Raw genomic sequence first — 26,568 nt, forward strand, 5'->3', positions numbered from 1 at the left:
ATGAACGACCGTTTCGGCGAGCTTCTCCTGTGGGCGGCGCTCGCCGTCCAATACGCGCTCGGCGTCGCGCTGATCGTCTCTTTGCTGAAGGCCGCCTCCTTCAAGCGGCCGCGCTTCGCGCATCTGGCGCTGCTGAGATGGCGGACGCACCGGCTCGGCGACCGCTGGCTGCGACTGGCCCGGCTGGACCGCGGCTCCGCGGCCTTCAAGGAGCGCGAACGGCTGCTGGCCGGCTGCGGATTTACGGGCGACGCCGCCATGTACTTGCTGCTGCGCAGATTCGTCCTTGCCGGCACGCCGCTGTGGGCGCTTGCCGCTTACGGCATCTCGCTGCTTCGCCTCGGCGCCGTGCCGGCCGCGGGCGCGCCGCTCGCGCTAGCCATGCTGCTGCTGCTTTTATTTTGGGACCAGCCATGGCTGGAAGCGTTCCGCAAGGCGCGGGCGGAGCGCATGACCAAGGAAATTTACATCGTCAGCAATCAGCTGCTTTACTTGGCGGGGTCGTCGCTGCACATCCATACGAAGCTGATGCGCTGCCTGCCGTTCACCCGCACGATGCGGGGCGATTTGCAGACGCTGCTCGGCGAATGGTACCACGACGTTGAGGGATCGCTCCGGCGGCTGAAGCTGCGGCTCGGCACGGAGGAAGGGCTCAGCTTCGTCGAGACGATCGATTCGCTCCGGCTGCACGAGAGCGAGCATTATTACGAGCTGCTGCGCGAGCGGATCCAGGATTACAAAGAGAAGCTGGAGCTCGCGAAGGACAGCCGCAAGGAATCGACGTCGTACTTTTTGTTCGTGCTGGCGGGGCTTCCCATCATGTACACGTTCCAGATCTTCATCTATCCCTGGGTTCGGGAAGGACAGAAGCTGTTCCAATCGCTGAATTGAAGGAGGTGAGCGCATGCGCAATATTTTGATTACCGTCATGATGCTGGTCGTCGTCATCCTGCTGTTCAACGCCATCGTCGCGAAGGACACGACGGGCACGAAGGCCCAGATTCAAACGCAGGGCGATAACGCCAATACGAAAATCGGCACGCTGCTTACCCCGTAACCGCGCATCGGCGCAAGAAGGAGGCGACGCCATGCGATCCTTGCTCATGACGCTGCTGCTCATCATCGTCGCCGTCGTGGTGTACGACGAGGTGACGGGCGGCGACGGCGGCATGAACCGCCAGCTGGAGCGGTCCGGCCATCAAATGAGCGACGGCATCCGGAGGATGAGTCCGTGAAGAGCCTGCTCGTGTTCGTGCTGCTGTCCGCCATGATGTGCTGGTTCATGTTCAGTCCCATCTATAAGCACGTGCTTATCGTACGCCAAGCCGTGCTTCAGCAGGAAGTCGATTACTTGCTGGAGGTCGGCGCGAGCGGCGACTACGGCTATGTCGATGCCGCCATGCTGGAGGCGGCGAAGGAGCGGCTGGCCGCGTACGGGCTCGATCCCGCGTCCGTCGGCTTCGAGATCGTCACGGACGGCGGGGCGACCGCCACGGATCCGTCGCGCCCGCTTCTTCGCGGCGCGCCGCTCACGGTGACGGCCAGCTATCCCGTCGAAGGGCTGTTCAACATCGATCGCCTGATCGGCGTCGCGCCGCCCGCGGACGATGCCAGGCTAAGAGCATCCGGCACGAAGATGAGCGAATACGTGCCCTTGCGGTAGACGATTCGGCGAAAGGAACCGAGTGTCATGTACAAGCTTGTGCTGGTGATGCTGATGGCGGTCGTATGGATGCTGCTGCACGCGCTGCAGACGGACGAGGAAATGGCGGTGGCCGCTTTGTTCCAAGGGAAGCACGCCGTCAACCGGGCCGCCCATGCCGCCGCCCAGCAGATCGACCCCGCCGCGCTCGCCGACGGCCGGCTGCATATCGACGAAGCGTCCGCCCGCGCGGAAGCCGGCGAGTACCTGCGGCGCAATTTGCAGTTGGACGAGAACGGACTGCCGCTGCCGGGCACCTATTGGAAGGAGCGGGTCGAGGTCGTGGATTTTCAAGTGTTGAACGACGATCTGACGTATCCGTATACATACCGGAACGAGGACTACGATTACGAAGTGACGCTGCAGCGTCCGGGCGTCGTGCTGATCGTTCGCTTGGCGTACCCGCGCGTGTTCTCGGTCATGGATCCGATCACGTGGACGATCAAGGGGACGGCGGAGCTGACGTCGTAGAAGCGAAGCGCTAACAAACAGGCCGGCGGGACGGGGGCCCGCGCGGCCTGTTTGCTGCGGCGCTAGAAGTAAGGGATTAATGTCCGGAGGACGCCTCGGCGTCGTTGGACATGCGCGTGATTTCGAACAGCTTGAACAGCAGGCTGAGCGCGATGGCCGTCACCGTCGCGAGCGCCATGCCCGAGAGGGAGAAGTCGCCGATCGTGATTTTCGCGCCGCTTAGGCCGGTGACGAGCACGACGGTCGTCAAGTATAGATTCGTCGGCTTGCTGTAGTCGATCTTCGACTCCACGAGCATCCGCAGGCCGGACGCGGCGATGACGCCGAACAGCAGCAGCGAGACCCCGCCCATGACCGGGCCCGGAATGCCCGAGATAAGCGCGGAGAATTTGCCGAGGAACGACAGCACGATGGCGAAGACCGCCGCGCCGCCGATGACGAAGGTCGAGTAGACCCGGGTGATCGCGAGCACGCCGATGTTCTCGCCGTACGTTGTATTCGGCGTGGAGCCGAGGAAGCCGGAGAGGATCGTCGAGACGCCGTTGCCCAGCATGGAGCGATGCAGGCCGGGATCCTTGGACAGGTCCTTGCGAACGATGTTGCCGGTTACGATCAGATGGCCGATATGTTCGGCGATGACGACGAGCGAGGCCGGCACGATCGTCAGGATGGCGGCCCATTCGAACGTCGGGAGCGTGAAGGCCGGCGCTTCCAGCCAGCCTTTATCCGCTACCGCGTCGAAAGAAGTATAGCCGAGCGCGTACGCCAGCACGTAGCCGCAGACGATGCCGACAAGGATCGGAATGATGCGCATGAAGCCGCGGAACAGCACCGATCCGAGCACGGTGACGAGCAGCGTCGCGATCGAGATCGTAATGGCCGTCGAATCCGGCGTCCAGACGTCGGCCGGCGCGGCGCTCGGCGGCTTGATCCAGCCGGCCATCCCCGCGGCCGTCGGAATGAGCTCAAGGCCGATGACGGCGACGATCGCGCCCATCGCGGCCGGCGGAAAGAGGACGTGGATCCAGCCGGTGCCCGCCGCCTTGATGATCAGCGCGACGATTATGAAGACGACGCCGGCCGCGATGAAGCCGCCGAGCGCGGCCGCATACCCGTCGGCCGGAACGGCGTTGTTGCCGATCACCGCGCCCGCCGGCGCGATAAACGCGAAGCTGGAACCGAGATAAGCGGGAATTTTTCCTTTCACGATAAACAGATAAAGCAAGGTGCCGATGCCGTTCATTAACAGGCAGATCGCCGGGTCGACCCCGAGCAGGTTCGGGACGAGCACCGTCGAGCCGAACATGGCGAACAGATGCTGGATGCTGAGCATCAGGCTTTGCCCGAGCGGGGGTCTTTCGTCAATGCCGATTTCCTTTTGCTTCATGATGCCGTAAGCCTCCAGTGGTAGGTTCGATGGAACCGGATAGAATCGTTCGCGCGCAACTTTTATCGATTCTACATAGTCTAGTGTAGGTTGACAAGGACTTTCTCAAACCGCGCCGCACGCGGACTTCGCGGTTTTCGCGGAACCCTCTCGCCGTCGGCCGCGACGAGCCGGACGGGCTTGCGGAAGCCGCAAGGACCTTGGCTGCCCTCGCGCCGGGGCTAGGCCGCCTATGCTCCGGGACCCGGCTCCCGCCGAGTTGACGGGTCGCCCGTTCTTTTGTTGTAATGGGGAAAGCAAACCACGGTAGCGAGGAGCGGGTACGGTGAACGGATTGGCGTTCGAAACGGTGGCGAAGGACGAAATCTTGGAACGCATTAGACGGCTGCAAGCGCGCATGGCGCAGGCGGGCGTCGACGCTTTCCTGGTCACGCAGCATGTCGATTTGTATTATTTCACGGGCTCGATGCAGGCGGGGTACGCGTTCATTCCGACGGTCGGAGATCCGGTCTTCTACGTACGGCGAAGCCTGGAACGCGCCGTGAAGGAATCGGCCGTCCGCATCGAGCCGATGGGCTCGCTGAGGGGCTTCCGCGCGCGGCTGGCCGGCGGCCATCCGGCCGTGTTCGCGGGGAAGGGCGCCGGGCAAGTTGTCGTCGCCACGGAGATGGACGTGCTGCCGGCCGCGGCGCACGCAAGGCTGGCCGACGCTCTCGGCGGCAGCCCGGGCTGCTCGCTTACGGACGGCTCCGCGCTCGTCCGCGGCGTCCGGACGGTCAAGTCGGCGTGGGAGATCGGCCGGATCGAGGCGGCCGCGAGCGTCGCGGCGGAGGCGCTCGAAGCCGCGCTTCCCGTGCTGAAGGAAGGCGTCGCGGAGCTGGAGCTGATGGCTCGCCTGGAATACGAAATGCGCATCCGCGGCCATATCGGGCTCATGCGGACGCGCAGCTATAACATGGAAATCGTCACGGGGATGCTCGGCTCCGGCGAAGCGGCGGCCGTGCCGAGCGCGTTCGACGGCCCGGCGGGCGGGCTCGGCCTCGGCCCCGCCTTGCCCCAGAGCGCGAGCCGGCGGACCGTCCGCCGCGACGAGCCGATTCTGATCGATATCGGCTGCTGCATCGACGGGTACGTCATCGACCAGACGCGGACCGCCGTCATCGGCGCGCTGCCGCAGGACCTCGCGGCCGCCTATGCCGAAGCGGAGCGGATCATTCGCCATGCCGAACGGCTGATGGCGCCGGGCACGGCGCCTGACGCGATTTACGCCGCCTCGCTCGCGGACGCCGATGCCGCCGGCCTGGCCGATCACTTCATGGGCCATGGCGTCAATCAAGTGAAGTTCCTCGGCCACGGCATCGGCCTCGAGGTCGACGAGTGGCCCGTGCTTGCCCGCGGGTTCGGACAGCCGCTGGAGCCGGGCATGGTGCTCGCCGTCGAGCCGAAGTTCACGTTCCCCGGCCGCGGCGTCGTCGGCATCGAGAACAGCTACCTCATCACGGGCGCCGGCTGCCGGCAGCTCACGAAATCGCCGGAAGGCCTCATCGTCCTGTGATTGATGCCCGCGCCGCTCGCCGGATCTCTGATCCCGCGGGCGGCTTTTTGGCGTCTTCCCCGCAAGGTAGCTCGTTAGAAATCCTCGGTTTTGGTGCTCTGCGAGCGGTTCCCTAACAATAGACATGCCGCGGCGGCTTTTCGGGCAGCAGCATGCCAGTCCATGGTTTTCCCGCCGCTCCCCTCCTCAGGCAGTCCCCTTCATCCGAACTTCCCGCGAAATAACCTGCTTTTCCGCTAGCGCCCCTTGATTCAAACAACCGAATCCCCTCAAACGTTTAACTGTGATTAACCTCCTGGCCGGTTGAGATCGTATTCGGGATGGCCTGTGCTACAATGAGTCTGGATTCTTGCGATTACTGCAAACGAAAGCCATGCCAATATCGATACAAGAGGTGCTTGTGCCATGAAAATGACGTTCAGGTGGTTCGGCCAGGGCGACCCCGTTACGCTGCAAAATATCCGCCAAATTCCCGGGATGCACGGCATCGTGACCGCGTTGTACGACGTGCCGGTCGGCGAGGCGTGGCCGGCGTCGTCCATCCGGTCGCTGAAAGAGACGATCGAGGCGGCCGGCCTGCGGCTGGCGGTGATCGAAAGCGTTCCCGTGCACGAGGACATCAAGCTGGGACGTCCTTCCCGCGACCGATTGATCGAAAATTACAGTCAAACGATCCGCCGGCTGGGCGCGGCGGGCGTCCCCGTGATCTGCTACAACTTCATGCCGGTGTTCGACTGGACCCGGTCGAATTTGGCGCATGTGCTGCCGGACGGCTCGTCGGCCCTTACCTTCGAGGACGAGACGATCTCCCGCATGGACCCGGTGAACGGCGATTTGTCCCTGCCGGGCTGGGATTCGAGCTACACGAAGGACGAGATGGGCCAGTTGATCGCGGCCTACGCCGACGTCACGGAAGACGTGCTGTTCGACAACCTCGCCTACTTCCTGGAACGGATCATTCCCGTCGCGGAAGAAGCCGGCGTCGTCATGGCGATCCATCCCGACGATCCCCCGTGGCCGATCTTCGGCCTGCCGCGCATCGTCAGCGGCATGGCGCAGCTTCGCCGCCTGACGGAGCGCGTCGACAGCCGCGCGAACGGCATCACGTTCTGCTCCGGCTCGCTAGGCGCGAACCCGGACAACGACCTGCTCGCGATCATTCGCCACTTCGGCTCGCAGGGCAAGCTGCATTTCGCGCATACGCGCAATATTTTGCGGACGGGCCCGCGTTCGTTCCAGGAATCGGCGCATCTGTCGTCGGCCGGTTCCATCGACATGACGCGCGTCCTCGAGGCGCTCTACGAGACCGGCTTCGAAGGGCCGCTGCGACCGGACCACGGCCGGATGATTTGGGGCGAGGAAGGCCGTCCCGGCTACGGCTTGTACGACCGGGCGCTCGGCGCCGCGTATTTGAACGGCATCTGGGAAGCCATATCCAAGACGAGGAGCTGAACCTGCCGACATGTTGAAATTATCCGTATTCACCGTAGCGGCGCCGGATCTGTCGCCCGAGGAGCTGGGCGAGGCGGCGGCGTCCGCCGGCATCGCGGGACTGGAATGGCGCTGCAAGGAGACGCCGGCGGAGCTGCTGAACGAGGCGCCTTCCTTCTGGGGCAACAACAAGTGCACGATCCCGCCGGACGCCGGCGAAGCCGACATCGACCGCTTCCGGCAGGCCGCGGCCCGCAGCGGACGCAAGGCGATCGCGGTCACGCCGTACTTAAGCTGCGGCGACGTCGAGGGCACGGAGCGGATCATGCGGCTCGCCCGCAGCCTGGACGCCTCGATGGTCCGGGTCGGCGTGCCCGGCTACGACCGGACGAAGCCGTACGGCGAGCTGTACGAGCAAGCGATCGGCTATCTGCGCGAGGTCGAGCGGCTCGCGCTGAATTACGGCGTGAAGGCGCTCGTCGAGACGCATCACGTCACGATCGCCCCGAGCGCCTCGCTGGCGCACCGGCTCGTGTCCCCGTTTAACCCAGACGCGATCGGCGTGCTCTATGATCCCGGCAACATGGTGCACGAAGGCTTCGAGAATTACCGGATGGGCATGGAGCTGCTCGGCCCGTACCTGGCGCACGTGCACGTGAAGAACGCGGCTTGGCGGCCGGCTGCCGCGAGCGGCGAAGCGACCGACCATCTGGAGACGGTCGAATGGACCAGCGGCTGGGCGCCGATCGCGAACGGCGTCGTCCTTTGGAAGCAGGTGCTCCGGGATTTGAAGGCCGTCGGCTACGACGGCTGGTATGGAGTGGAAGATTTCAGCGGCACGTTCGACACGCGGACGATGCTGCGCGCGTATGCCAACCAAATGAATCGATGGATGGAGGAAATCCTATGAATCAGGTCAGATACGGCATCATCGGCATTGGCAACATGGGGTCGGGGCACGCGGCGATCCTGACGTCGGGCAAAATCAAAGGCGCGGTGCTGACCGCGGTTTGCGACGCCTTCGAGAGCAAGCGCGAATGGGCGAAGGAGCAGTACGGCGCGGGCGTCGCGGTGTTCGAGAACGCGACCGCGATGATCGGCTCCGGTCTCGTGGACGCGGTCGTGATCGCCACGCCTCATTATGATCATCCGACGGAAGCGATCGCGGCCTTCGCCCAAGGGGTGCACGTCCTGGTCGAGAAGCCGGCCGGCGTGTACGTGAAGCAGGTGCGGGAGATGAACGAGGCCGCGGCGAAGAGCGGCAAGACGTTCGGCATCATGTATAACCAGCGCATGAACCCGCTTTACCAGAAGCTCCGCGACCTGATCTCGACCGGCGAGATCGGCGACGTCCGTCGCATCAACTGGATCATCACCAACTGGTACCGCCCGCAGGCGTACTACGATTCCGGCACGTGGCGCGCGACGTGGGCCGGCGAAGGCGGCGGCGTGCTGATCAACCAATGCCCGCATAATTTGGACCTGTGGCAGTGGACGACGGGCATGATGCCGACGCGCGTCCGGGCGTTCTGCCAATTCGGCAAGCACCGCGACATCGAGGTCGAGAACGACGTGACGGCGTACGCGGAATACGCGAACGGCGCGACGGCGGTGTTCATCACCTCGACGTCCGACGCGCCGGGCACGAACCGGCTCGAGGTGACGGGCAGCCGCGGCAAAATCGTCATCGAAGACGACCGCATGACGATGTACCGCCTCCGCGAAGACGAAGCGGACTTCAACGCGCGCAACACGGTGCCGTTCGCGTCGCCGGAAGTGTGGAAGATCGAGCTGCCGAAGGCCGGTCCGAGCCCCGAGCACGCGGGCATTCTCCAGAATTTCACGGACGCCGTGCTGAACGGCGCGCCGCTCGTCGCGCCGGGCGAAGAAGGGATTCTCGGCCTGACGCTGTCGAACGCGATCCATCTGTCCACGTGGCTGGACGACTGGGTGGACCTGCCGCTGGACGAAGCGGTGCACGAGGCGGAGCTCAACAAACGGATCGCGTCGTCCAAGTTCAAACGGCCGCAGCCGGCGGAGGCTCGGAACTGATGGCGGCGGTGAATCGCGGCGACGGCATGAATTACGCGCCGGTGTCCATCGTCAAGCCGGCGCCCGTCGCGGGGCCGGGCGAATTCGTCTTCGCGGCGATGGCGCTGGACCACGGCCATATCTACGGCATGACGAACGGGTTGCTGGAAGCGGGGGCCACGCTCAAGTGGGTGTACGACCCGGATCCGGCGAAGGTCGCGCAATTCGTCAAGACCTACCCGCAGGCGCAGGCCGCGGCTTCGCCGGAAGTCATCCTGGAAGACGCCGAGGTCAGGCTCGTGGCCGCGGCGGCGATTCCGTCCGAGCGCGGGCCGCTCGGCGTCCGGGTCATGCGGCACGGCAAGGACTATTTCACCGACAAGACGCCGTTCACGGCGCTGGAACAGTTAGACGACGCCCGCGCGGCCGCCGAGGAGACGGGGCGCAAATACATGGTGTACTACAGCGAGCGCCTGCACGTGGAAAGCGCGATCTACGCAGGGCGCCTCATTCAGGAAGGCGCGATCGGCCGCGTCGTGCAGGTCATCGGCACGGGGCCGCACCGGCTGAACAAGCCGTCCCGCCCGGATTGGTTTTTCCGCAAGGCGCAGTACGGCGGCATTCTGGCGGACATCGGCAGCCATCAGATCGAGCAGTTTCTGTTCTTCGCCGGCTGCAAGGACGCGACGGTCGCGAGCAGCAAGGTGGCGAACTACAACAACCCCGACGTGCCGGAGCTGGAAGATTTCGGCGACGCGACGCTGATTGGGGACAACGGCGCGACGAACTACTTTCGCGTGGACTGGCTGACGCCGGACGGGCTCGGCACCTGGGGCGACGGCCGGACGATCATTCTCGGCACGGACGGGTTCATCGAGCTGCGCAAATACATCGACATCGCCCGGGACAAGCGCGGCGACCAGGTTTATCTGGTCAATCACGAGGGCGAGCATCATCTGTCCGTCGGCGGCCAAGTCGGCTTCCCGTTCTTCGGGGAGCTGATCCTGGACTGCCTGCACCGGACGGAAAACGCGATGACGCAGGCGCATGCCTTCAAGGCGGCGGAGCTGTGCCTTCAGGCGCAGCGGCAAGCGGTCCGGCTGTAAGCCGATATGGGCTCGAAAGGGGCGGCGTGGTACAATGGGCGAAGTAGCTCACCCGGAAGGCACGGGGGTCCATATGGAGGGGTCGGACATGCCGCTCACGCTGCAATGGCAGCAGCCCATCGAACTGATGTACCGCAACGACGCGCCGATGAACGGCGCGCAGTTCCATTCGCACGCCTTCTACGAGATGTATTATTTTCAGGAGGGCGAGTGCAATTACCTCATCGGCGACAAGCTGCTGACGCTGCAGCCCGGGGATCTGATCCTCATGCACGGCATGACGCTGCATTGTCCGAACCCGTCGCCGGAGAAGCCGTACGTCCGGACGATCATCCATATGGACCCGGCGTACGTGCACAAAATTTTGCAGCCCGACGCGGCGGCGATGCTGCTCAAGCCGTTCGAAAACCTGCGCAACATCCGCATCTCACTGAACGAAGCGGACCAGGCGGAGCTGGAGGCGCTGCTCGCGGAGATGAACCGGCTGTACGCGCGGACGAACGAAGCGGGCGTGCGCACCGCGTACGAGCGGTTCGTCCTCCGCGTCATCGAGCTGCTGCATCTCATCCGGGACTGGTGCGTCGCACCCGTGTACGAGCGGGAGCATCGTTCCTTGAAGGAACAGCATGTGCAGAGCGTCATCACGTACTTGGAAGACCACTACGTCGAGGAGATCACGCTGGACGACATTGCCGGCGCGCTCCATCTGACGAAGCCGTACTTGTCCAATTTGTTCAAAGACGTGACGGGCACGACCGTGTTCAAATATTTATACAACCGGCGCATCAACCAGGCGAAAATGATGTTTCGGCTGGAGCCCCGCCAAACCGTGTCCGAGGTGTGCCGTGCCGTCGGCTTCCATCAGCTGCCGCATTTCAGCCGATTGTTCAAGACGACCGTCGGCGAAAGCCCGGAAGCGTACCGGAAGCGCATGCTGCGGCAATCGGCCGCGGAAGGCGGCGGCTCCGCCTGATGCGCCGCCAAGCGAAGGAGACATCCCGACCATGGGCATTACGAGCGAGTTATTTGATTTGACCGGCCGCACGGCGGTCGTCATCGGCGCGGGCAGCACGCTCGGCAGCGTCATGGCGGAAGCCCTGATCGGCCACGGCGCCCATGCGGCGCTCATCGTCCGCGATCCGGAGAAGGCCGAGGAGAAGCTCGCGCCTTTGCTGGCCACGGGCCGGGCCGCGGTATTCCGCGCGGACGCCGTAGCCAAGACGGACCTGCAGCGGGTTGCGGACGAGATCAAGGCGTGGTCGCCGAGCGGCCGCGGCGACATCCTGCTCCATACGGCGGGCACGAACAGCGCGACGCCGTTCTTCGACATCGCGGAGGACGAGTTCGACCGCATCATGGACGTCAACGCGAAGAGCGTCATGCTCGCCTGCCAGGTGTTCGGCCAAGCGATGATCGAGGACGGCCGGGGCGGCAGCATCATCACGGTCAGCTCCGTGTCGTCGGGGCCGCCGCTGTCGCGCGTCTTCACCTACTCGGCCTCGAAGCATGCCGTCAACGGCATGACGCAGTACTTGGCCAGGGAGTTCGCGCCTCACGGCATCCGCGTGAACGCCATCGTGCCGGGCTTCTTCCCGGCCGTGCAAAATCGCGCGATTCTGTCGCCGGAGCGGATCGACAGCATCATGGGCCATACGCCGATGAAGCGCTTCGGCGATCCGAAGGAGCTGCAGGGCGCGGCCGTCTGGCTTGCGTCGGAGGCGGCGTCCGGCTTCGTGACCGGCGCTCTCGTTCGCGTGGACGGCGGCTTCGGCGCCATGACCATCTAGCTTGCGTTTGCCGATGATGATCGTGATAGATCGGAGCCATGCGGCTCGTTTCCCGAATCCGGGGAGCGGGCCGCGATTTTTTTGCGGGGAAATGAACAAACGCGCATAGCCGGACGTCCTATAGCCGATACCGAACAACAAAACCGCTTCGCGGGAAGCGAAAGAAGGAGCCGCAGCATGTCGAGCGCAGAGCCGCAGCCGGAAGAAGAACAATGGATCGCCCGTGCCGTACGCGGCGACGACGCAGCGCTTGCGAGCCTGCTTCGCGCCCATTACGGCATGCTGTACAAATATATGCTCAAGGTCACGATGAACAAGGCGATGGCCGAAGATCTCGTGCAGGACACGATGCTGCGGGCGATCGAGCGCATCGGGACGTTCCAGCGACGGAGCAAGTTTTCCACCTGGCTCGTGTCCATCGCGACCCGGCGGTATCTTGACGAGATGCGCAAGGAGAAACGGTCGCGGAAATGGCAGTCGGAGGAGCAGGCGCTGCAGGGTCTCCGGTTCCAGGCCGCCGCGCGGCGGCAGGAATGGCCGCATGCGCTCGACGCCCTCGGGGGTTTGTCGTACGAGATGCGCGTGCCCATCCTGCTGAAATACGTATACGGCTATGCGTACGAAGAGATCGCCGCCTGGATGGATATCCCCGTCGGCACGGTCAAGTCCCGCCTGCATAACGGCCTGGGACGATTGCGAAAGGAGCTGAAGGACGATGAAGAAACATGACGGGGAAGCGGAACGGGAGCGGGCGTTCAAGGAGCTGCTCGGCGAGCATGTGGAGCAATGGGATGCGGATATCGAACCGCCGATTCCCGGGGAAGACGCGTTCGCGCGGCTCGTGCGCGACCATAAGGAAGCGGTGCGCGGCCGCCGGCGGAGGGAGCGCTGGGTATTCCTCGGCATCAGCGTCCTCGTGCTCGGCCTGCTGACGCTGCTGTGGCAGCGCAGCCCAGCCGCGTTCGCCGCGCTGCAGGGCGCCGCGTTGCTGGTCGGCGTCGGCGTGCTCGCCGCCGGCTTCCGGCCGGGCGGAGAGGGGCGTCGGCGCACATGAACGGATGGGAAATCGCGTTGTTCGCCGCCGTCGCGATCGTGCTGCTGTGCCAGTCCAATTGGCTGTTCGCGGACGCCCGGAAGCACAGCCGCATTCCTTGGTTTTGGGGGCTGTGGGGGCTGATCAATTTCCCGCTGCCGCTGATTCTGTATTGGCTCATCGTCCGCCGGGCTTGGCCGTTCGGGCGCGGGCGCAGCCGTACCGATGGCGACGCCGGAGAGCGAAGCGGCCGGTCCGGCTGAGCCGGCGCGGCCGGCGGCATCGACGACACCGGCTGAGCCGGCAGCAAGCCTCGCCGTTTGCGGTACATTTCGTAGGGGGGAATCGTCATGGATCAACTTACGCATGCGCAGCTTTTGTCCGTTTTGCTTCCGCTCGTCGTCATCGAGCTCGCGCTCAAGCTTTCGGCCATCGTCGCGTGCGTTCGCTCGGAACGCACGCGCGGACCCAAGTGGCTGTGCCTGCTGGTCATCTTGTTCGTCAGCACGTTCGGGCCGATCGCCTTCTTTCTGTTCGGGCGGAAGCCGGCATGAGGGGGCGCGCGCCGATGGAGGCGAACGCGACTGAGGCGGGCGCCGGCTTCCAAGCGGAAGCGATCGTCGAAGCCGCAAGCGTGGCCAAAAGCTTCGGTGCCGTCCGCGCGCTGGACGGCGTCGGCTTCACGCTGCGCGAAGGCCGCTGCTCAGCGCTGCTCGGCCCGAACGGAGCGGGCAAGACGACGCTGCTCCGCATCCTGACCGGCCTGCTCAGGCCGACGTCGGGCGAGGTACGCTTCCGCGGCCTCCCGCCGGGGGGCGATCCGCGCGCCCTGATCGGCTACTTGCCGCAGCTCCCGGCGTTCTACGGCTGGATGAGCGGCAAGGAATTTCTGCAATACGCCGGCGAGCTGTGCGGCTTGTCCGCCCGGGAAGCGTCGCTGCGCGGCGACGGGCTGCTGGCGCGCGTCGGCCTCGGCGCCGCGGCCGGCAAGCGGCGGATCGCGGGCTACTCCGGCGGCATGAAGCAGCGGCTCGGCCTCGCGCAGGCGCTCGTGCACCGGCCGCGGCTGCTCGTCCTCGACGAGCCGGTGTCCGCGCTCGATCCGATCGGCCGGCGGGAGGTCATGGAGCTGCTGCGCGAGCTGAAGCGCGAGACGACCGTCTTGTTCTCGACGCATGTGCTGCCCGACGCGGAGGAGCTGTGCGACGACGTCCTCATTCTTCAGCGGGGCCGCATCGTCGTCGGCGGCGCCATGGAAGCGGTTCGGTCGCGCTACCGCGCGCCGGTCGTGACGCTGGAGGTCGAGCCCGGCGAACCCGCGCGGGAGCGGCTCGCGGCCTGGCAGGCCGAGTTGGCGCATCCCGCCATCGCGTCAGCCTCGCTTCAGCCCGAGGGCGGCGTCGTCAGATTCGAAGTCCGCGACGCGGACGAGGCGCGGGCGTATTTGCTCGGCAAGCTGGCGGAAAGCCGGCTGCCGTTCGCGAGACTCGAGATCGGGCATACCTCGCTCGAGGACATTTTCCGGGAGGCGGTGCAAGGCCCATGAGACAATGGCGCGTCATGGTGCGCAAGGAATGGCTGGAGCTCGTTCGGACGTGGAAGCTGCTCTGGCTTCCGCTCGCGTTCGTGCTGTTCGGCGCGATGCAGCCCGTCACGACGTATTTTCTGCCCGATATTCTCGCGCACGCGGGCAATCTGCCGGAAGGCGCGCTCATCTCGATTCCCGTTCCAAGCGCCGACGAGGTGCTGGCGCAGACGCTGGGGCAGTTCAACACGGTCGGGCTGCTGCTCATCGCCCTCGCCGCCATGAACGGCATCTCCGCGGAACGGTTCGGCGGCCTCGCGCCGATGCTGCTCGTCAAGCCGGTATCGTACCGCGGCTACGTCGCGGCCAAATGGACGGCGCTGCTCGCGTTGACCGGCATTGCGTTCGCGGGAGGCTTCGGCGCGGCGTATTATTACACGTCCGTGCTGTTCGAAACGCCCGCTTGGCGCGACAGCCTCGCCGCGTTTCTCTATTACGGGCTATGGCTCGCGCTCGCCGGCACGCTGACGCTCTTGTTCAGCGCGCTGCTGCGAAGCGGCGCGGCCGCGGCGGCCTGCTCGCTCGCGCTGCTGGCCGGCCTCGCGCTGTCCGCGTCGCTGCTGCCCGAGACGTTCGCCGCGAGTCCCGGCCTGCTGCCGAAGCTGGCTTCGGCGCGGCTGCTCGGCGGCGGTCCGGCCGGCGGCTGGCCCGCGGTCGTCGCCGCGCTGGCCGTCATCGCGGCCGCCCTGGAAGCCGCGGCGCTCGTGCTCCGAAGGCACCCCGCCCCCGATGCGGCGTAAGCCGTTTTCTCTATTGGACTTCCTTTCTTTTTTTTAGTAGGATAGAGGGATAGAGAATCGGCAAATGGGTAACGGGGAGTTGATAGAGTTGTTTAAACTGGGACAACGCATTGTCGTGCTGTCGGATGCATTCGAACAAGGTCTCCCGATCGGGGAGTATGGCTATATTATCGCGTACGATCGGAACGCGGACAACGCGTTCGACTACGTGATCCGCGTGCCGAAGGCGAACCGGAACTTCTACGTGCCGGCCGCGGACGTCGAGCTCGAAGAAGTGCTGATCAAGCAGGAGGTCGACAAGCTGGAGCGCGAGGCGCTGATCGATTTCGCGCTGGCGACGCATAACGCCGAGCTGTTCCACCGGATCATGAACGGGGAGCAAGAGACGTCCGACGAAGAAGGCGGAGGCGGCGAGCCGCAGTCCCGCGAGGATTTCATGCGCCAGGTCCGTTTGAAGGCTTGGATTTAAGTACAAGCTTGATGAATTGCTAGGTTGCTTGATGGGATGGCTAGACTGCTAGATGGAATGGCTAGACTGCTTGATGGGAATAACTAGATTGTTCGACGAACGGCGAGATTAATAGAGAGAAGAGCCTCGCGCCCGTTGTGGGCGCGAGGCTCTTTGTTTCGTCCGCGCGGCAGACGCAAGCCGGCCGCGCGGGAGGCCGAACGCCCTCCGCGCGAGCCGCCAAGCGCCGACTTCGCGAATTGCGTCGTTACGCGCCTTCCGCAGCCGAATCCGCGTCGGCGCCTGCCGCGCCGCCGCTTTCGGCGCTCTTCTTAAGCGGCGTGCTCCAGCCTTCGCGTTTGACTTGCGGCATTGCGCCGTTCACGATTTTCTCCGCGATGCTGCCGGCCTCGGCGCTGATTTTATCCGCCTGCTCCTGCGTCAGCTTGCCCGCTTTCACGGCGGCGCTCAGCCCGTCGACGATCGCTTGCTTCTGCGCGTCGATGAGCTTTTGGACGTCCACGCCCTTCTCCTTCGCCACGTTCGCGAGCGACTTGCCGCCCGCGAGCTCCTGCTTGAGCGCGTCCGTCGTCACGCCGAGCAGCTTGGCCGACGCTTCAAGGTCGAGCTTGCCGAAGCCGGCTTTGAACCCGCCCTTGCCGCCGGCGCGGCCGAGCGGAAGCTGGCCGTCAAGCGTTTTGTCGAGGTTGTCGGCGAAAGCCTGCTTTTCTTCCGCCTGGCGCTTCTCGAACGCCGCGGTCATCGCCTGCTTCAGCGCGTCCCGCGATACGCCTTGTTCCTCGGCGATTTGCGCGAGCGTTTTGCCCGCGGCCAGCTTCTCCTTCAGCGTCTTGGCGTCCAGCTTCAACAGATCGAGCACCTCTTGGCCGACCATGCCGCGGCCGAAGCCCTCCGATCTGTCCTTCGGCGCGAGCGCCTTGCCTTTGTGAATCGTCAGGGTGCTGCCGGAAGCGGCGGAATCCGCGGCTGTCGTCGTCGAGGAGCTGTTCGTCGCCGCATACGCGCTGAGCGGGATCATGACCGCGAGAGCGCCCGCGAGGGTCAGGGCTTTCATCGTTTTGTTCATTTTCATCGTGGTTACCTCCAGTGCGTTTGGTTGAAACTCGCTTACACGGCCCAGTATGGACAGCCAACCTTAATAGAAGCTTAAAGCCGCGTAAGCCTATCCTTAGCTCGGCGTGAAATTTTTCTTCATATTGGAAAAAACGTTGGGCGTTCCGGGTCTCCGAATTCGCCATCCTGCCCGGCGCGGCCTCTCCGCATACTTCCGGTTTATCGCCTCACCCATAGCGCCGCGGTCCGGCGGCATGCCCGGCGGCTTGATTATCCCGGCGCGAACGATTCCCGGCCATGCGCAAGCCTTGCGCAAATGCGTTGAGTTTGTTTCCGGCCATGCGGTATAATGGGTAGAATGTGTGCCATTTGGATGGAAAGGACGGGACGAGACGATGAGCATCACGATCAAAGATGTCGAGCACGTGGCCAATTTGGCCCGGCTGGAGCTGTCCGAGCAGGAGAAAGAGCAGTTCGCGGGCCAGCTGAACGCGATTTTGAAGTACGCGGAGAAGCTGAACGAGCTGCAAACCGACGACGTGGAGCCGACGACCCACGTGCTGCCGGTACGCAACGTCATGCGCGAGGACGAGGTCCAGGCATCCGTGACCAACGAGACCGCGCTGCGCAACGCGCCCGACGACGAAGACGGCCAGTTCAAAGTACCGGCCGTGCTGGAATAAATTTCGCTCGCGCAGATTTGAAGGGAGGAACGGCTGTTGGCACTTTTCGATTTACGCCTGCAGGAAGTACATAACCGATTGAGGAATAAGGAGCTGTCCGTCGCCGAGCTGGTGAACGCGTCCTACGCGCGCATCGCCGAGACGGACGCATCCGTTCAAGCGTTCTTGACCTTGAACGAGGAAGGCGCGCGGGCCGCGGCGGCGGAGCTCGACCGCGCATTGGCGGACGGCGGCGAACAAGGCCTCTTGTTCGGCCTGCCCGCCGGGATCAAGGACAACATCGTTACCGAAGGATTGCGGACGACGTGCGCGAGCCAGTTTCTGCGCAACTACGATCCGATTTACGACGCGACGGTCGCGAAGAAGCTGAAGTCCGCGCAAGCCGTGACGATCGGCAAGCTGAACATGGACGAGTTCGCGATGGGCGGCTCCAACGAGAATTCCGGCTTCCATCCGACCCGCAACCCGTGGAACACGGACTACGTGCCCGGTGGCTCGAGCGGCGGCTCCGCGGCTTCGGTCGCGGCGGGACAAGTCTACTTCGCGCTCGGCTCCGATACCGGCGGCTCCATTCGCCAGCCTGCCGCTTACTGCGGCATCGTCGGCCTGAAGCCGACGTACGGCCTCGTGTCGCGCTACGGCCTCGTGGCGTTCGCGTCCTCGCTCGACCAGATCGGGCCGCTGACCAAGAACGTCGAAGACTCGGCCTACGTGCTGCAGGCGATCGCGGGCTACGACGCGAACGACTCCACGTCGGCGAACGTGGACATCCCCGACTACGTCGGCGCGCTCAGCGGCGACGTGAAAGGGCTGCGGATCGGCGTGCCGAAGGAATATTTGGGCCAAGGCATCGACCCGAAAGTGAAGGAAGCGGTGCTCGAAGCGCTCAAGCGGTTCGAAAGCCTCGGCGCGACATGGGAGGAAGTGTCCCTGCCGCATACGGAATACGCGGTCGCGACGTACTACCTGCTCGCGTCCTCCGAAGCGTCCTCGAACCTGGCCCGCTTTGACGGCGTCCGCTACGGCGTGCGCGCGGACAATCCGGACAACCTGCTCGATTTGTACCGCAAGTCGCGCAGCCAAGGGTTCGGCCAGGAAGTCAAGCGCCGCATCATGCTCGGCACGTACGCGCTCAGCTCCGGCTACTACGACGCGTATTATTTGAAGGCGCAGAAGGTGCGCACGCTGATCAAACGGGATTTCGACGACGTGTTCGAGAAGTTCGACCTCATCGTCGGACCGACGGCGCCGACGACGGCATTCCCGATCGGCGAGCAGATCGGCGATCCGCTGACGATGTATTTGAACGATATTTGCACGATTCCGGTCAGCCTGGCGGGCGTGCCGGCCATCAGCGTGCCATGCGGCTTCGCGGACGGTCTGCCGGTCGGCCTGCAAATCATCGGCAAGGCGTTCGACGAGCGCACGGTGCTGCGCGCCGCGCATGCGTACGAGCAGCAAACGGAGCACCACAACCAGCGTCCGCGGCTGTAGCGGACGGTCAGGAAGCAGGAGGGCGAAACCATGTTTGAACCGAATAAATACGAAACGGTCGTCGGCCTGGAGGTCCACGTCGAGCTGCACACGAAGAGCAAAATCTTCTGCGGCTGCTCGACCTCCTTCGGCGCGCCGCCGAATTCCCATACCTGTCCGGTCTGCCTCGGACACCCCGGCGTGCTGCCGGTCTTGAACCGCCAGGCGCTGGAGTTCGCCATGAAGGCGGCGATGGCGCTTAACTGCCAGATCGCGGACGTCAGCAAGTTCGACCGCAAAAACTACTTCTATCCCGATTCGCCGAAGGCGTACCAGATTTCCCAGTTCGACAAGCCGGTCGGCGAGCACGGCTGGATCGACATCGAAGTGAACGGGCAGACGAAGCGCATCGGCATCACGCGCCTTCATTTGGAAGAGGACGCGGGCAAGCTGACGCACATCGACGGCGGCTTCGGGTCGCTCGTGGACTTCAACCGCGTCGGGACGCCGCTCGTGGAGATCGTGTCCGAGCCGGATCTCCGCTCGCCGGAAGAAGCGAAAGCTTACCTCGAGAAGCTGAAGGCGATCATGCTGTACTGCGAAGTGTCGGACGTGAAGATGGAGGAGGGCTCGCTTCGCTGCGACGCCAACATCAGCATCCGGCCGTTCGGCCAGCAGGAATTCGGCACCCGCGCGGAGCTGAAGAACATGAACTCGTTCCGCGGCGTGCAGCGCGGCTTGGAATACGAGGAGATGCGCCAGGCCGACGTGCTGGACGGCGGCGGCAAGGTCGTGCAGGAGACGCGCCGCTGGGACGAGACCCAGGGCAAGACGTTTACGATGCGCAGCAAGGAAGAAGCGCACGACTACCGGTATTTCCCGGATCCGGACCTCGTGCAGATCCACATCGACGACGAATGGAAGGCACGCGTCCGCGCGTCCATCCCGGAGCTGCCGGATGCCCGCAAAACGCGGTACACGTCCGAGTACGGCCTGCCGTCCTACGATGCGGAAGTCATCACGTCGTCCAAGAAGCTCGCGGACTTCTTCGAAGAGAGCCTGGCCTACACGAAAGATGCCAAAGCGGTGTCCAACTGGATCATGGGCGACCTGCTCGGCTACCTGAACGCGGGCGGGCTGGAGCTCGACGACATCAAGCTGACGGGTCAAGGCCTTGGCGAGATGATCGGTCTGATGGAGAAAGGCACGATCAGCAGCAAAATCGCGAAGACGGTCTTCAAGACGATGCTCGAGACCGGCAAGCTTCCGCAGCAAATCGTCGAGGAGCAAGGACTCGTCCAGATCAGCGACGAAGGCGCGATCGCGGAAGTCGTCGACCGGATCGTCGGCGCGAACCCGCAATCGGTCGAAGATTTCAAGGCGGGCAAGGAGAAGGCGATCGGCTTCCTCGTCGGCCAAGTCATGAAGGAAACGAAGGGCAAGGCGAATCCGGCGCTGGTCAACAAGCTGCTGCTCGCCCGTCTTAACCAATAAGCGCAAGCGGAGTTTCGCGATATCGCTTTCCAGGGAGGCATGCCCGCCGTCATCGGCGGACATGCCTCTTTGTCGTATCCGGATTATGTTACAATATGGATAACGACTCATTTTCGGCAGGAGGGTGCCTATGCGCGAACCATCGAGATTCAAGACGACCGTCGCGCCCTTGCTCGCGTTTCTCGTTCCCGGCGGCGGGCATCTGCTGCTCGGCAGGCCGGGACCGGGATTGCTGCTGCTGCTTGGGACGCTGACGGACATCGCGGCGATGATTCGGCTGGCGGACGAAAGCGGCGGCAAGTTTGCGCTTTTCATTTTGCTGCTCGGCCTGGGGCTGCCGGCGTTTTGGTTTTACAGCGTCTTCGGGGCGCTGCAGTTGGCCGCGCGAATTCGCAGGGAAGGAATGTCGGAGGAGAGCGAACGGTCAGGCGGGCTGTTGGCGGTTGCGCAGGGCATGGCCACGATCGCGCTGGCCTGCGTGCTCTGGGTGCTCGTGCAGACGTCCGCGGATTTCTCCACGCTCATCGAATCGTTCGGAACTTACGCGCCGGGGCCGCTGCTGATGGCGCTTGCGCTCGCGATCGCGTTAAGGAGGAAGAATGCTATGTTTAAGATCGGCCGGTTTACGGCGGCGGCGGTGCTCGTCGGGGTCGGCGCCTTGCTGCTCTGGGACCAGCTGAAAGGGCGCAACGACATCGGGCTGCTGGGGCAATGGTGGCCCGCGGCCTTCGTCCTGCTGGGCATCGAGGTCGTCGTTTCCAGCCTCGCGTACCGGCGGGCCGCCCGTCGTCCGTCGTTCGACGTCGGCGGCGCGTTTATCGCGGCGGTCGTCGCGGTGACGGCGTTCGCGGTGACGCAGTACGCCGCCATGCCGTTCAAGTGGCTCGACGAGTTCAAGGTCAATCTCACCGGGACGAGCGAGCTCGGCGAGGAGAAAGGTTTCCATTACGCCAAAGACGCGATTCATCAGCCGCTGCTGCCGGAGACGACGAGCATCGCGATCGATAACCTGAACGGGAACGTGACGGTCAAGAAGGGCAGCGTGAACGAGCTCGTCATCGAGACGGTCGTATGGGTGGATGCGGAGGATAAGGCCGAAGCGGATAAGACGGCCGAGAAGTCGGCCGTCGACGTGAACGGCGGACAGAAAGTGCAAATCAAAGCGCAGGGCCAGCCCTACGGTACTAACGGGGAACGCAAGCCGCGTATGAATATGGTAGTCACGATTCCGGAGAATTCCGCGTTCGGCATGGCCGCGCAGCCGCCCGGCCCGGGCATGCAGCCGGAGGCCGGCGGGACGGAAGGCGAAGAGACCGCGGGGAACGCCGTTCCCGCTAACGGCGGAGCGGGGAATGCCGGCTCGGGAAATGCCGTTTCGGGGAACGGAACAGCAGGCGCCGCGAACGAATCCGCAACTTCGGCGGGACATGATTCGTCTAATCATACGGAGACGCCGAAAACCGTGCTTTACATCAGTACGGTGAACGGCTCCGTCGACGCGGCGGACCTCCTTGTGACCGGCGGGTTGACCGTCAAGGTGACGACGGGCGAGATTTCCGTCCGCCAGATCCGCGGTCCTGTCGACGCCGAGACGAAGAACGGCAGCATCACCGCGCGGACCATGGAAGGCGACGTGAAGCTGAGCACGTACAACGGCGATATCGAAGCGTCCGACATCGGCGGCGGCTTCGACGGTTCGACGCTGAGCGGCAGCATCGATTTGAAGCGCGTTTCGGGCGACGTGGACACGGATACGAAGAACGGGCAGATCGGCATTCAGGAAGCGTTTGGAGCCGTTCGGGCCGACACGCTGAACGGCGACATACGCGTCGCGAGCGGCGCTGTCGGCGGCGACTGGGACATCGACAGCTCCATCGGCGAGATTCAAGTCATGATTCCGGAGGCCGGCAATTATTCGGTGAACGGCTCCGTCACGTTCGGCGATATCAGCAGCGATTTGCCGCTCGCGATCAACAAAAAAACGATCCGGGGCAGCATCGGCGAAGGCGCGTACCGCATCAACATCGACGCCAACAGCAGCATCGCGGTAAATCGTTACAAGCCGTAGAATGATTGCCTCTTTCATTGACAAATTGAAAACGATCCACGTACAATGGTTCTAAACTACGCGGAAAGGACGTGTTGGGCATGGGAACGTCCGTGGAACAGGCCTTGGAACAATTGAAAAGCACCGGCGTCCGTATGACCCCGCAGCGTCACGCCATCCTAAGTTTTCTCATGCACTCCATGACTCATCCGACAGCGGACGAAATTTACAAATCGCTTTCGCCATCGTTCCCGAGCATGAGCGTGGCGACCATATATAATAACCTTCGGCTGTTCGTCGAAGCGGGATTGATCAAGGAATTGACGTACGGCGACGATTCCAGCCGGTTCGATGCCGACATGTCGGAGCATTACCATGCGATCTGCCGCACGTGCGGGACGATCGTCGACTTTGATTACCCGCCGCTGACGGACGTGGAAGACGCGGCCTCCAAGGAGACGGGGTTCAAGGTGGAAGGGCACCGCATGGAAATTTACGGGCAGTGCGCGAACTGCGCAACCCGGCATAGAGCCAATTGATCGAGACCGGACCGGATGACCGATACCAGGACCGAACGAACGCGCGAGGGTGGAGGAAGCTCACCGGCTGCGCGTTTTTTATTTTGAATGATTGCTTGTCCGCGCGCATAGCTTGTCTTATGGAAAGGAGTCGTTTTACATCGTGAACGTGGAAACGGTACGCTATCGGCCCAGACGCCGGGGCGGTGGCGGCGGCTTGAAAGGGCTCGTCGTCGCCAGCGGATTGGCCGCGATGATCATCGTCATTTGGGTTGGTTGGCAGCGGCTCGCGCCGAACGATACAGTCGTCAAGCCGGATTACGGGGCGGAGCATCCGCTGCTGTACGACGGCAAGCCCGTGCGGAACGGCGCCCTGGTGGACGGAGACCGGATCCGCATTCCCATCGCGTTCGTGCAGAACCAGCTCGGGTTGAAGGAAGAGGTCTATTACGAAAGCAAGACGGGGTCCATCGTGCTTACGACGGCGAACAAGGTGCTGCGCATGCAGACGAACGCGCTGACGGCCAAGTTGAACAAGCAGCCCTATCAGCTCCGCGTCGCCGCTCAGGTCGTGGACAAGGTTGCCTATATTCCGGTCGAGCCGCTCAAGGAGCTGTTCGGCCTTCAGATCGAGCACGACGCGGCGCAAAATCTCGTGACCGTGCTCACCGCGGGCGATGCGATTCAGCTCGGCGCCAAGCCGAAGGGCGAATTGACGATACGTCGCGGGCCGTCGATCAAGGAGCCGATCTATGAGCGCGTCGCCGCCGGGGCGGAAGTCCGGATTTGGGGCGAGGAGAAGCATTGGTACCTCGTTCAGAGCCCGGACGGCACCGTCGGGTACGCGGACAAATCCGCGATCGCGCTGACCAAGCGGGAGCAGATCAAGCCGCTGAAGGACGAGCCCGTCTTTCCGGCTTGGAAGGCCATCGGCTCCAAGATCAATCTGACGTGGGAGGCCGTCTATGCCAAAGCCCCGGATCCCGCGGTAGTCGATGCGCTGAACGGCGTCAATGTCGTGGCGCCGACCTGGTTCGAGCTCTTGGATGGCAGCGGCAGCATCAAGGGCAAGGCCGACATGGCCTACGTCAGCCGGGCGCACCAACAGAACATGCAGGTATGGGCCGTATTCAGCAACGGCTTCGAACCGGACCGAACGACGAAGGCGCTCGCGAGCGCGGCGACCCGCCTGAAAATGATCCAGCAGCTGGCGGCTTTCGCGCAGATGTACAAGCTTCAGGGCATCAACCTCGACTTCGAAAACATCTATACGGCCGACAAAGCCAATCTTGTTCAATTCGTGCGCGAGTTGACCCCGTACATGCACGAAATGGGCGTCGTGGTCTCCATCGACGTGACGCCGAAGTCGAACAGCGAGATGTGGTCGTTGTATTTTGACCGGGAGGCGCTTGGCAAAGTCGTGGATTACATGATGATCATGGCCTACGACGAGCATTGGGCGTCGAGTCCGGATGCGGGCTCGGTGGCTTCGCTGCCGTGGACGGAGCAATCGGTCAAGAAGATCTTGACCGAGGATCGGGTGCCTCCGGGCAAGGTCGTGCTGGGGATGCCGCTGTACACGAGGCAATGGACGGAGAAGAAGGACCAGAACGGCAAGACCGTCGTCACCTCCAAGACGCTCGGCATGGAAGCCGTGCAGAACCTCATCCGGCAGCGGGGCTTGAAGCCGACCTACGACGAACAAGCGGGACAGCGTTACGTGGAGTTCCAACAGGACGGCGCGCGGCAGCGCATCTGGATCGAAGACTCGTTGTCCATGAAGGCGAGAGTCGCGTTAGTGAAGAAGTACAAGCTGGCCGGGGCCGCGACGTGGCAGCGCCAGTTCCAATCCGACGATATTTGGGGCATCATTCATCAATCTTTAACGAGTCTTCCTTAATGACCGAAAATGGCCGAAAAAAGCCAGTCCGAACGGCGAATCCGTTGGACTGGCTTTTTTGCGACCGCTCGATTACGTTTGAGGTTGGCCGACTTCTTCCGACGCGGATTCATCGTCGCCGAGGTCCGTGGCCTGTTTGGGATCCAGCGTCAGTTTCGTTTTGCAGTACATGCAGCGGTCGGTTTTACCGAGTATCTTCGTATGCCGGTTGCACTCCGGGCAGATCAGGATCGTCGCGCTGGTGGAGAGCATGCCCGCCCAAAAATACACGGCGACGCTGACCAGCATGGCGATCATGCCGATGACCATGAAGATGGCGGCGAATACTTTGCCGGCTTGTCCCCAAAAGACGATCCCGGCCGTGCCCAATATCATTAGACCCATCCCGAACAGGGTGAAGAGTAGTCCCCAAAGCCGAAATTCATTGATTTTACTTGATTTCCCGAACATGGCGATTCAGTCCTTTCTGAAGCTTCCCAGTTGTTTCTTAAGACTTTAGGCAGGAAAATGCACGGACATTGTCGAACAAATAAAATAGACAACTGCCAAATTATTATAGCTTAAACAAATGCCTGAAGCTATACGGGGGACCGACGTGGACCATATAAAATCGCAATTCAAAGCCGTATACGAGCGCGACGAGCGCTTAATCAGCCTGGCGGCCATCGAGAATCCGTTTCCTTACAATCCGCTGATCGACGGTTTGGACCTTCTAGTGCTCGCCGTGACGGAGCGCTTGGAGCCCGACAAGGGAACCGAGCATATCCGCGCCGGCGGCGAACGGGTTCAGATCAGAACGGTCACGCCGGAGCTGCTGGAGCAATGGACGGCCGGCGGCGAGAACCGTAGCATCATACAATGGCTTGCTCGGGGGGAAATCCTGTTGGACCGGGATAATTATTTGGCGCAATTGCGCGACAAACTGCTTGCGTTTCCGACCGTGCTCCGCGAACAGAAAGAACTGGTGGAATTCTCCGGGTTCCTCCGGACGTACCTGCAGGCCAAGCAGGATCTGCAGGACAACAACCTGCTCGACGCGTACAGTAACGTGCTGGCCGCGCTTCACCATTGGGCGCATATCGCCTTTATCGAGGAAGGCGTGCATCCCGAGCTGACGGTTTGGCGCCAAATGCGGCGGTTCAATCCCGGCATATACAAGCTTTACGAAGAACTGACCGTATCGCCGGAGTCGCTGGAGAAACGAGTCCAGCTGGTTCTGCTGGCCTGCGAATTCTCGGTCATGAGCAAAATGAAATCTTCGTGCGGACTGCTGCTTTCGATCTTGGAAAGCCGTGAAGAACCGTGGAGCGTCATGGAACTTCGGCGTCATCCGATGCTTGCGGACCTTCATGTGGATTTGTCGCTGCTGCTGCAGAAGCTGGTCATGCGGGGATATATTAAAGAAGTCGCCTACATGCCCACTGCCGGGGATATGGAATTCTTAGAACTTCGGTATCATTGATGATAACGCGCATGCGAGAAGCATGCGTTTTTTTGTTTGCTAAAAGTGCTTGACGCGTTGGCTGAGCGTATGCTAAATTCTTTATTACCGCGTCCGGGATACGGTAAACCAGCATAAAGCTGCCAAGCGAGCTCGAAAAAAGATTAAAAAAAGCTTGCATCGAAGTCGCCGGATGTGATATATTAATCAAGTCGCCGCTGAGACATAGGCGAACGAGCAAGAAACATTTGTTCCTTGAAAACTGAACAATGAGCGACCTGTCAAAAGGTTTTAACGAGTAAGTCAGCGATGAGCTAACAAGCCATCCTGAAACTGATCGGTTTCGGCTGATCACTTTTATGGAGAGTTTGATCCTGGCTCAGGACGAACGCTGGCGGCGTGCCTAATACATGCAAGTCAAGCGGATCTTCCCTTCGGGGAAGGTTAGCGGCGGACGGGTGAGTAACACGTAGGCAACCTGCCTGCAAGACCGGGATAACATTCGGAAACGAATGCTAATACCGGATACGCAGTATCCTCGCATGGGGAGACTGGGAAAGACGGTGCAAGCTGTCACTTGCAGATGGGCCTGCGGTGCATTAGCTAGTTGGCGAGGTAACGGCTCACCAAGGCGACGATGCATAGCCGACCTGAGAGGGTGA

Annotated in this window: 29 protein-coding genes and 1 rRNA gene; 27 read left to right on the forward strand and 3 right to left on the reverse strand. The window is 62.9% G+C overall.

Annotated elements, in window-relative coordinates:
• From I8J29_RS27025 to I8J29_RS27045, 5 genes are read left to right on the forward strand one after another with little or no spacing between them, the layout of a single operon-like run.
• Positions 1 to 891: a hypothetical protein gene (locus I8J29_RS27025; RefSeq protein WP_208850474.1), complete on the forward strand. Its 891-nt coding sequence runs from the start codon at positions 1 to 3 to the stop codon at positions 889 to 891.
• A 13-nt stretch (positions 892 to 904) separates the two neighbouring features.
• A complete protein-coding gene (locus tag I8J29_RS27030) occupies positions 905 to 1,057 on the forward strand; it encodes a hypothetical protein (RefSeq protein WP_208850475.1) in 153 nt (50 codons plus the stop codon).
• A 31-nt stretch (positions 1,058 to 1,088) separates the two neighbouring features.
• On the forward strand, positions 1,089 to 1,235 hold the full coding sequence (locus I8J29_RS27035; RefSeq protein WP_208850476.1) for a hypothetical protein: 147 nt from the start codon (positions 1,089 to 1,091) through the stop codon (positions 1,233 to 1,235).
• Positions 1,232 to 1,663 carry a hypothetical protein gene (locus I8J29_RS27040; RefSeq protein WP_208850477.1) on the forward strand — a complete coding sequence of 144 codons (432 nt, stop codon included), beginning with the start codon at positions 1,232 to 1,234 and terminating at the stop codon, positions 1,661 to 1,663. The genes I8J29_RS27035 and I8J29_RS27040 overlap by 4 nt, the downstream gene beginning before the upstream one ends.
• Before the next feature lie 27 nt (positions 1,664 to 1,690).
• Positions 1,691 to 2,173: a hypothetical protein gene (locus I8J29_RS27045; RefSeq protein WP_208850478.1), complete on the forward strand. Its 483-nt coding sequence runs from the start codon at positions 1,691 to 1,693 to the stop codon at positions 2,171 to 2,173.
• Positions 2,174 to 2,249: 76 nt separating this feature from the next.
• On the opposite strand, the gene uraA is transcribed toward I8J29_RS27045, so the two are convergent.
• A complete protein-coding gene (uraA, locus tag I8J29_RS27050; protein ID WP_208850479.1) occupies positions 2,250 to 3,560 on the reverse strand; it encodes a uracil permease in 1,311 nt (436 codons plus the stop codon).
• A 325-nt stretch (positions 3,561 to 3,885) separates the two neighbouring features.
• On the opposite strand from uraA, the gene I8J29_RS27055 reads away from it, so the two are divergent.
• From I8J29_RS27055 to I8J29_RS27120, 14 genes are all read left to right on the forward strand, one after another.
• Positions 3,886 to 5,115 (forward strand): M24 family metallopeptidase, encoded by a 1,230-nt coding sequence (locus I8J29_RS27055; RefSeq protein ID WP_338113294.1) that lies wholly within the window; start codon positions 3,886 to 3,888, stop codon positions 5,113 to 5,115.
• 405 nt (positions 5,116 to 5,520) lie between these two features.
• Positions 5,521 to 6,567 (forward strand): mannonate dehydratase, encoded by a 1,047-nt coding sequence (gene uxuA, locus I8J29_RS27060; RefSeq protein WP_208850480.1) that lies wholly within the window; start codon positions 5,521 to 5,523, stop codon positions 6,565 to 6,567.
• Between the two features lie 13 nt (positions 6,568 to 6,580).
• A complete protein-coding gene (locus I8J29_RS27065) occupies positions 6,581 to 7,456 on the forward strand; it encodes a sugar phosphate isomerase/epimerase family protein (RefSeq protein ID WP_208850499.1) in 876 nt (291 codons plus the stop codon).
• Positions 7,453 to 8,598 (forward strand): Gfo/Idh/MocA family protein, encoded by a 1,146-nt coding sequence (locus tag I8J29_RS27070; RefSeq protein ID WP_208850481.1) that lies wholly within the window; start codon positions 7,453 to 7,455, stop codon positions 8,596 to 8,598. Before I8J29_RS27065 ends, I8J29_RS27070 begins: the two co-directional genes overlap by 4 nt.
• Positions 8,599 to 8,606: 8 nt before the next feature.
• Positions 8,607 to 9,683, forward strand: coding sequence for a Gfo/Idh/MocA family protein (locus tag I8J29_RS27075; protein WP_208850500.1), 1,077 nt, complete (start codon positions 8,607 to 8,609; stop codon positions 9,681 to 9,683).
• A 34-nt stretch (positions 9,684 to 9,717) separates the two neighbouring features.
• Positions 9,718 to 10,656, forward strand: a complete 939-nt coding sequence (locus I8J29_RS27080; RefSeq protein ID WP_240546525.1) for an AraC family transcriptional regulator — start codon at positions 9,718 to 9,720, stop codon at positions 10,654 to 10,656.
• Between the two features lie 31 nt (positions 10,657 to 10,687).
• Positions 10,688 to 11,470, forward strand: a complete 783-nt coding sequence (locus I8J29_RS27085; RefSeq protein WP_208850482.1) for an SDR family oxidoreductase — start codon at positions 10,688 to 10,690, stop codon at positions 11,468 to 11,470.
• A gap of 177 nt (positions 11,471 to 11,647) precedes the next feature.
• Positions 11,648 to 12,199: an RNA polymerase sigma factor SigY gene (gene sigY, locus I8J29_RS27090; RefSeq protein ID WP_208850483.1), complete on the forward strand. Its 552-nt coding sequence runs from the start codon at positions 11,648 to 11,650 to the stop codon at positions 12,197 to 12,199.
• Positions 12,186 to 12,524, forward strand: a complete 339-nt coding sequence (locus tag I8J29_RS27095; RefSeq protein WP_208850484.1) for a DUF5345 family protein — start codon at positions 12,186 to 12,188, stop codon at positions 12,522 to 12,524. Before sigY ends, I8J29_RS27095 begins: the two co-directional genes overlap by 14 nt.
• On the forward strand, positions 12,521 to 12,766 hold the full coding sequence (locus I8J29_RS27100) for a sigmaY antisigma factor component (protein ID WP_208850485.1): 246 nt from the start codon (positions 12,521 to 12,523) through the stop codon (positions 12,764 to 12,766). The genes I8J29_RS27095 and I8J29_RS27100 overlap by 4 nt, the downstream gene beginning before the upstream one ends.
• Positions 12,767 to 12,853: 87 nt before the next feature.
• A complete protein-coding gene (locus I8J29_RS27105) occupies positions 12,854 to 13,057 on the forward strand; it encodes a PLD nuclease N-terminal domain-containing protein (protein WP_208850486.1) in 204 nt (67 codons plus the stop codon).
• Positions 13,058 to 13,071: 14 nt separating this feature from the next.
• Complete coding sequence (locus tag I8J29_RS27110) at positions 13,072 to 14,049, forward strand: ABC transporter ATP-binding protein (protein ID WP_208850487.1); 978 nt, start codon at positions 13,072 to 13,074, stop codon at positions 14,047 to 14,049.
• On the forward strand, positions 14,046 to 14,828 hold the full coding sequence (locus tag I8J29_RS27115; RefSeq protein WP_208850488.1) for an ABC transporter permease: 783 nt from the start codon (positions 14,046 to 14,048) through the stop codon (positions 14,826 to 14,828). The genes I8J29_RS27110 and I8J29_RS27115 overlap by 4 nt, the downstream gene beginning before the upstream one ends.
• 88 nt (positions 14,829 to 14,916) lie before the next feature.
• Complete coding sequence (locus tag I8J29_RS27120; RefSeq protein ID WP_208850489.1) at positions 14,917 to 15,297, forward strand: ATPase; 381 nt, start codon at positions 14,917 to 14,919, stop codon at positions 15,295 to 15,297.
• Positions 15,298 to 15,544: 247 nt separating this feature from the next.
• Here the strand turns inward: I8J29_RS27120 and I8J29_RS27125 are convergent, their stop codons facing one another.
• The gene (locus tag I8J29_RS27125) at positions 15,545 to 16,369 is read right to left on the reverse strand and encodes a hypothetical protein (RefSeq protein WP_208850490.1); all 825 of its coding nucleotides are present in this window, start codon (positions 16,367 to 16,369) and stop codon (positions 15,545 to 15,547) included.
• A 376-nt stretch (positions 16,370 to 16,745) separates the two neighbouring features.
• Between I8J29_RS27125 and gatC the strand changes: the two genes are divergently transcribed.
• From gatC to I8J29_RS27155, 6 genes are all read left to right on the forward strand, one after another.
• Positions 16,746 to 17,033 carry an Asp-tRNA(Asn)/Glu-tRNA(Gln) amidotransferase subunit GatC gene (gatC, locus tag I8J29_RS27130; RefSeq protein WP_208850491.1) on the forward strand — a complete coding sequence of 96 codons (288 nt, stop codon included), beginning with the start codon at positions 16,746 to 16,748 and terminating at the stop codon, positions 17,031 to 17,033.
• Positions 17,034 to 17,069: 36 nt separating this feature from the next.
• Positions 17,070 to 18,527 carry an Asp-tRNA(Asn)/Glu-tRNA(Gln) amidotransferase subunit GatA gene (gatA, locus tag I8J29_RS27135; RefSeq protein ID WP_208850492.1) on the forward strand — a complete coding sequence of 486 codons (1,458 nt, stop codon included), beginning with the start codon at positions 17,070 to 17,072 and terminating at the stop codon, positions 18,525 to 18,527.
• A 30-nt stretch (positions 18,528 to 18,557) separates the two neighbouring features.
• The gene (gene gatB / locus I8J29_RS27140; protein ID WP_208850493.1) at positions 18,558 to 20,000 is read left to right on the forward strand and encodes an Asp-tRNA(Asn)/Glu-tRNA(Gln) amidotransferase subunit GatB; all 1,443 of its coding nucleotides are present in this window, start codon (positions 18,558 to 18,560) and stop codon (positions 19,998 to 20,000) included.
• A 130-nt stretch (positions 20,001 to 20,130) separates the two neighbouring features.
• Positions 20,131 to 22,068 carry a DUF4097 family beta strand repeat-containing protein gene (locus I8J29_RS27145; protein ID WP_208850494.1) on the forward strand — a complete coding sequence of 646 codons (1,938 nt, stop codon included), beginning with the start codon at positions 20,131 to 20,133 and terminating at the stop codon, positions 22,066 to 22,068.
• A gap of 80 nt (positions 22,069 to 22,148) precedes the next feature.
• Positions 22,149 to 22,586, forward strand: a complete 438-nt coding sequence (locus I8J29_RS27150) for a Fur family transcriptional regulator (RefSeq protein WP_090644375.1) — start codon at positions 22,149 to 22,151, stop codon at positions 22,584 to 22,586.
• Between the two features lie 142 nt (positions 22,587 to 22,728).
• The gene (locus tag I8J29_RS27155) at positions 22,729 to 24,465 is read left to right on the forward strand and encodes a glycosyl hydrolase family 18 protein (protein ID WP_338113295.1); all 1,737 of its coding nucleotides are present in this window, start codon (positions 22,729 to 22,731) and stop codon (positions 24,463 to 24,465) included.
• 72 nt (positions 24,466 to 24,537) lie between these two features.
• Here I8J29_RS27155 and I8J29_RS27160 read toward each other — a convergent pair whose 3' ends face one another.
• Entirely contained in the window at positions 24,538 to 24,915 is a 378-nt protein-coding gene (locus tag I8J29_RS27160) for a YgzB family protein (protein WP_208850495.1), read from the reverse strand.
• Between the two features lie 145 nt (positions 24,916 to 25,060).
• Here I8J29_RS27160 and I8J29_RS27165 point away from each other — a divergent pair, with 145 nt between their 5' ends.
• Positions 25,061 to 25,927 (forward strand): nucleotidyltransferase-like protein, encoded by an 867-nt coding sequence (locus I8J29_RS27165; protein ID WP_338113296.1) that lies wholly within the window; start codon positions 25,061 to 25,063, stop codon positions 25,925 to 25,927.
• A gap of 335 nt (positions 25,928 to 26,262) precedes the next feature.
• A 16S ribosomal RNA gene (locus tag I8J29_RS27170) occupies positions 26,263 to 26,568 on the forward strand; the annotation flags it as partial.

Origin of the sequence: Paenibacillus artemisiicola (assembly GCF_017652985.1) — a bacterium.
Lineage (GTDB): Bacteria > Bacillota > Bacilli > Paenibacillales > Paenibacillaceae > Paenibacillus_Z > Paenibacillus_Z artemisiicola.

Coding starts and splice junctions, on each gene's coding strand:
- I8J29_RS27025 (WP_208850474.1), top strand. CDS start 1: ATGAACGACCGTTTCGGCGAGCTTCTCCTGTGGGCGGCGCTCGCCGTC.
- I8J29_RS27030 (WP_208850475.1), top strand. CDS start 905: ATGCGCAATATTTTGATTACCGTCATGATGCTGGTCGTCGTCATCCTG.
- I8J29_RS27035 (WP_208850476.1), top strand. CDS start 1,089: ATGCGATCCTTGCTCATGACGCTGCTGCTCATCATCGTCGCCGTCGTG.
- I8J29_RS27045 (WP_208850478.1), top strand. CDS start 1,691: ATGTACAAGCTTGTGCTGGTGATGCTGATGGCGGTCGTATGGATGCTG.
- uraA (WP_208850479.1), bottom strand. CDS start 3,560: ATGAAGCAAAAGGAAATCGGCATTGACGAAAGACCCCCGCTCGGGCAA.
- uxuA (WP_208850480.1), top strand. CDS start 5,521: ATGAAAATGACGTTCAGGTGGTTCGGCCAGGGCGACCCCGTTACGCTG.
- I8J29_RS27070 (WP_208850481.1), top strand. CDS start 7,453: ATGAATCAGGTCAGATACGGCATCATCGGCATTGGCAACATGGGGTCG.
- I8J29_RS27080 (WP_240546525.1), top strand. CDS start 9,718: ATGGGCGAAGTAGCTCACCCGGAAGGCACGGGGGTCCATATGGAGGGG.
- I8J29_RS27085 (WP_208850482.1), top strand. CDS start 10,688: ATGGGCATTACGAGCGAGTTATTTGATTTGACCGGCCGCACGGCGGTC.
- sigY (WP_208850483.1), top strand. CDS start 11,648: ATGTCGAGCGCAGAGCCGCAGCCGGAAGAAGAACAATGGATCGCCCGT.
- I8J29_RS27095 (WP_208850484.1), top strand. CDS start 12,186: ATGAAGAAACATGACGGGGAAGCGGAACGGGAGCGGGCGTTCAAGGAG.
- I8J29_RS27100 (WP_208850485.1), top strand. CDS start 12,521: ATGAACGGATGGGAAATCGCGTTGTTCGCCGCCGTCGCGATCGTGCTG.
- I8J29_RS27105 (WP_208850486.1), top strand. CDS start 12,854: ATGGATCAACTTACGCATGCGCAGCTTTTGTCCGTTTTGCTTCCGCTC.
- I8J29_RS27110 (WP_208850487.1), top strand. CDS start 13,072: ATGGAGGCGAACGCGACTGAGGCGGGCGCCGGCTTCCAAGCGGAAGCG.
- I8J29_RS27115 (WP_208850488.1), top strand. CDS start 14,046: ATGAGACAATGGCGCGTCATGGTGCGCAAGGAATGGCTGGAGCTCGTT.
- I8J29_RS27125 (WP_208850490.1), bottom strand. CDS start 16,369: ATGAAAATGAACAAAACGATGAAAGCCCTGACCCTCGCGGGCGCTCTC.
- gatC (WP_208850491.1), top strand. CDS start 16,746: ATGAGCATCACGATCAAAGATGTCGAGCACGTGGCCAATTTGGCCCGG.
- gatB (WP_208850493.1), top strand. CDS start 18,558: ATGTTTGAACCGAATAAATACGAAACGGTCGTCGGCCTGGAGGTCCAC.
- I8J29_RS27145 (WP_208850494.1), top strand. CDS start 20,131: ATGCGCGAACCATCGAGATTCAAGACGACCGTCGCGCCCTTGCTCGCG.
- I8J29_RS27150 (WP_090644375.1), top strand. CDS start 22,149: ATGGGAACGTCCGTGGAACAGGCCTTGGAACAATTGAAAAGCACCGGC.
- I8J29_RS27160 (WP_208850495.1), bottom strand. CDS start 24,915: ATGTTCGGGAAATCAAGTAAAATCAATGAATTTCGGCTTTGGGGACTA.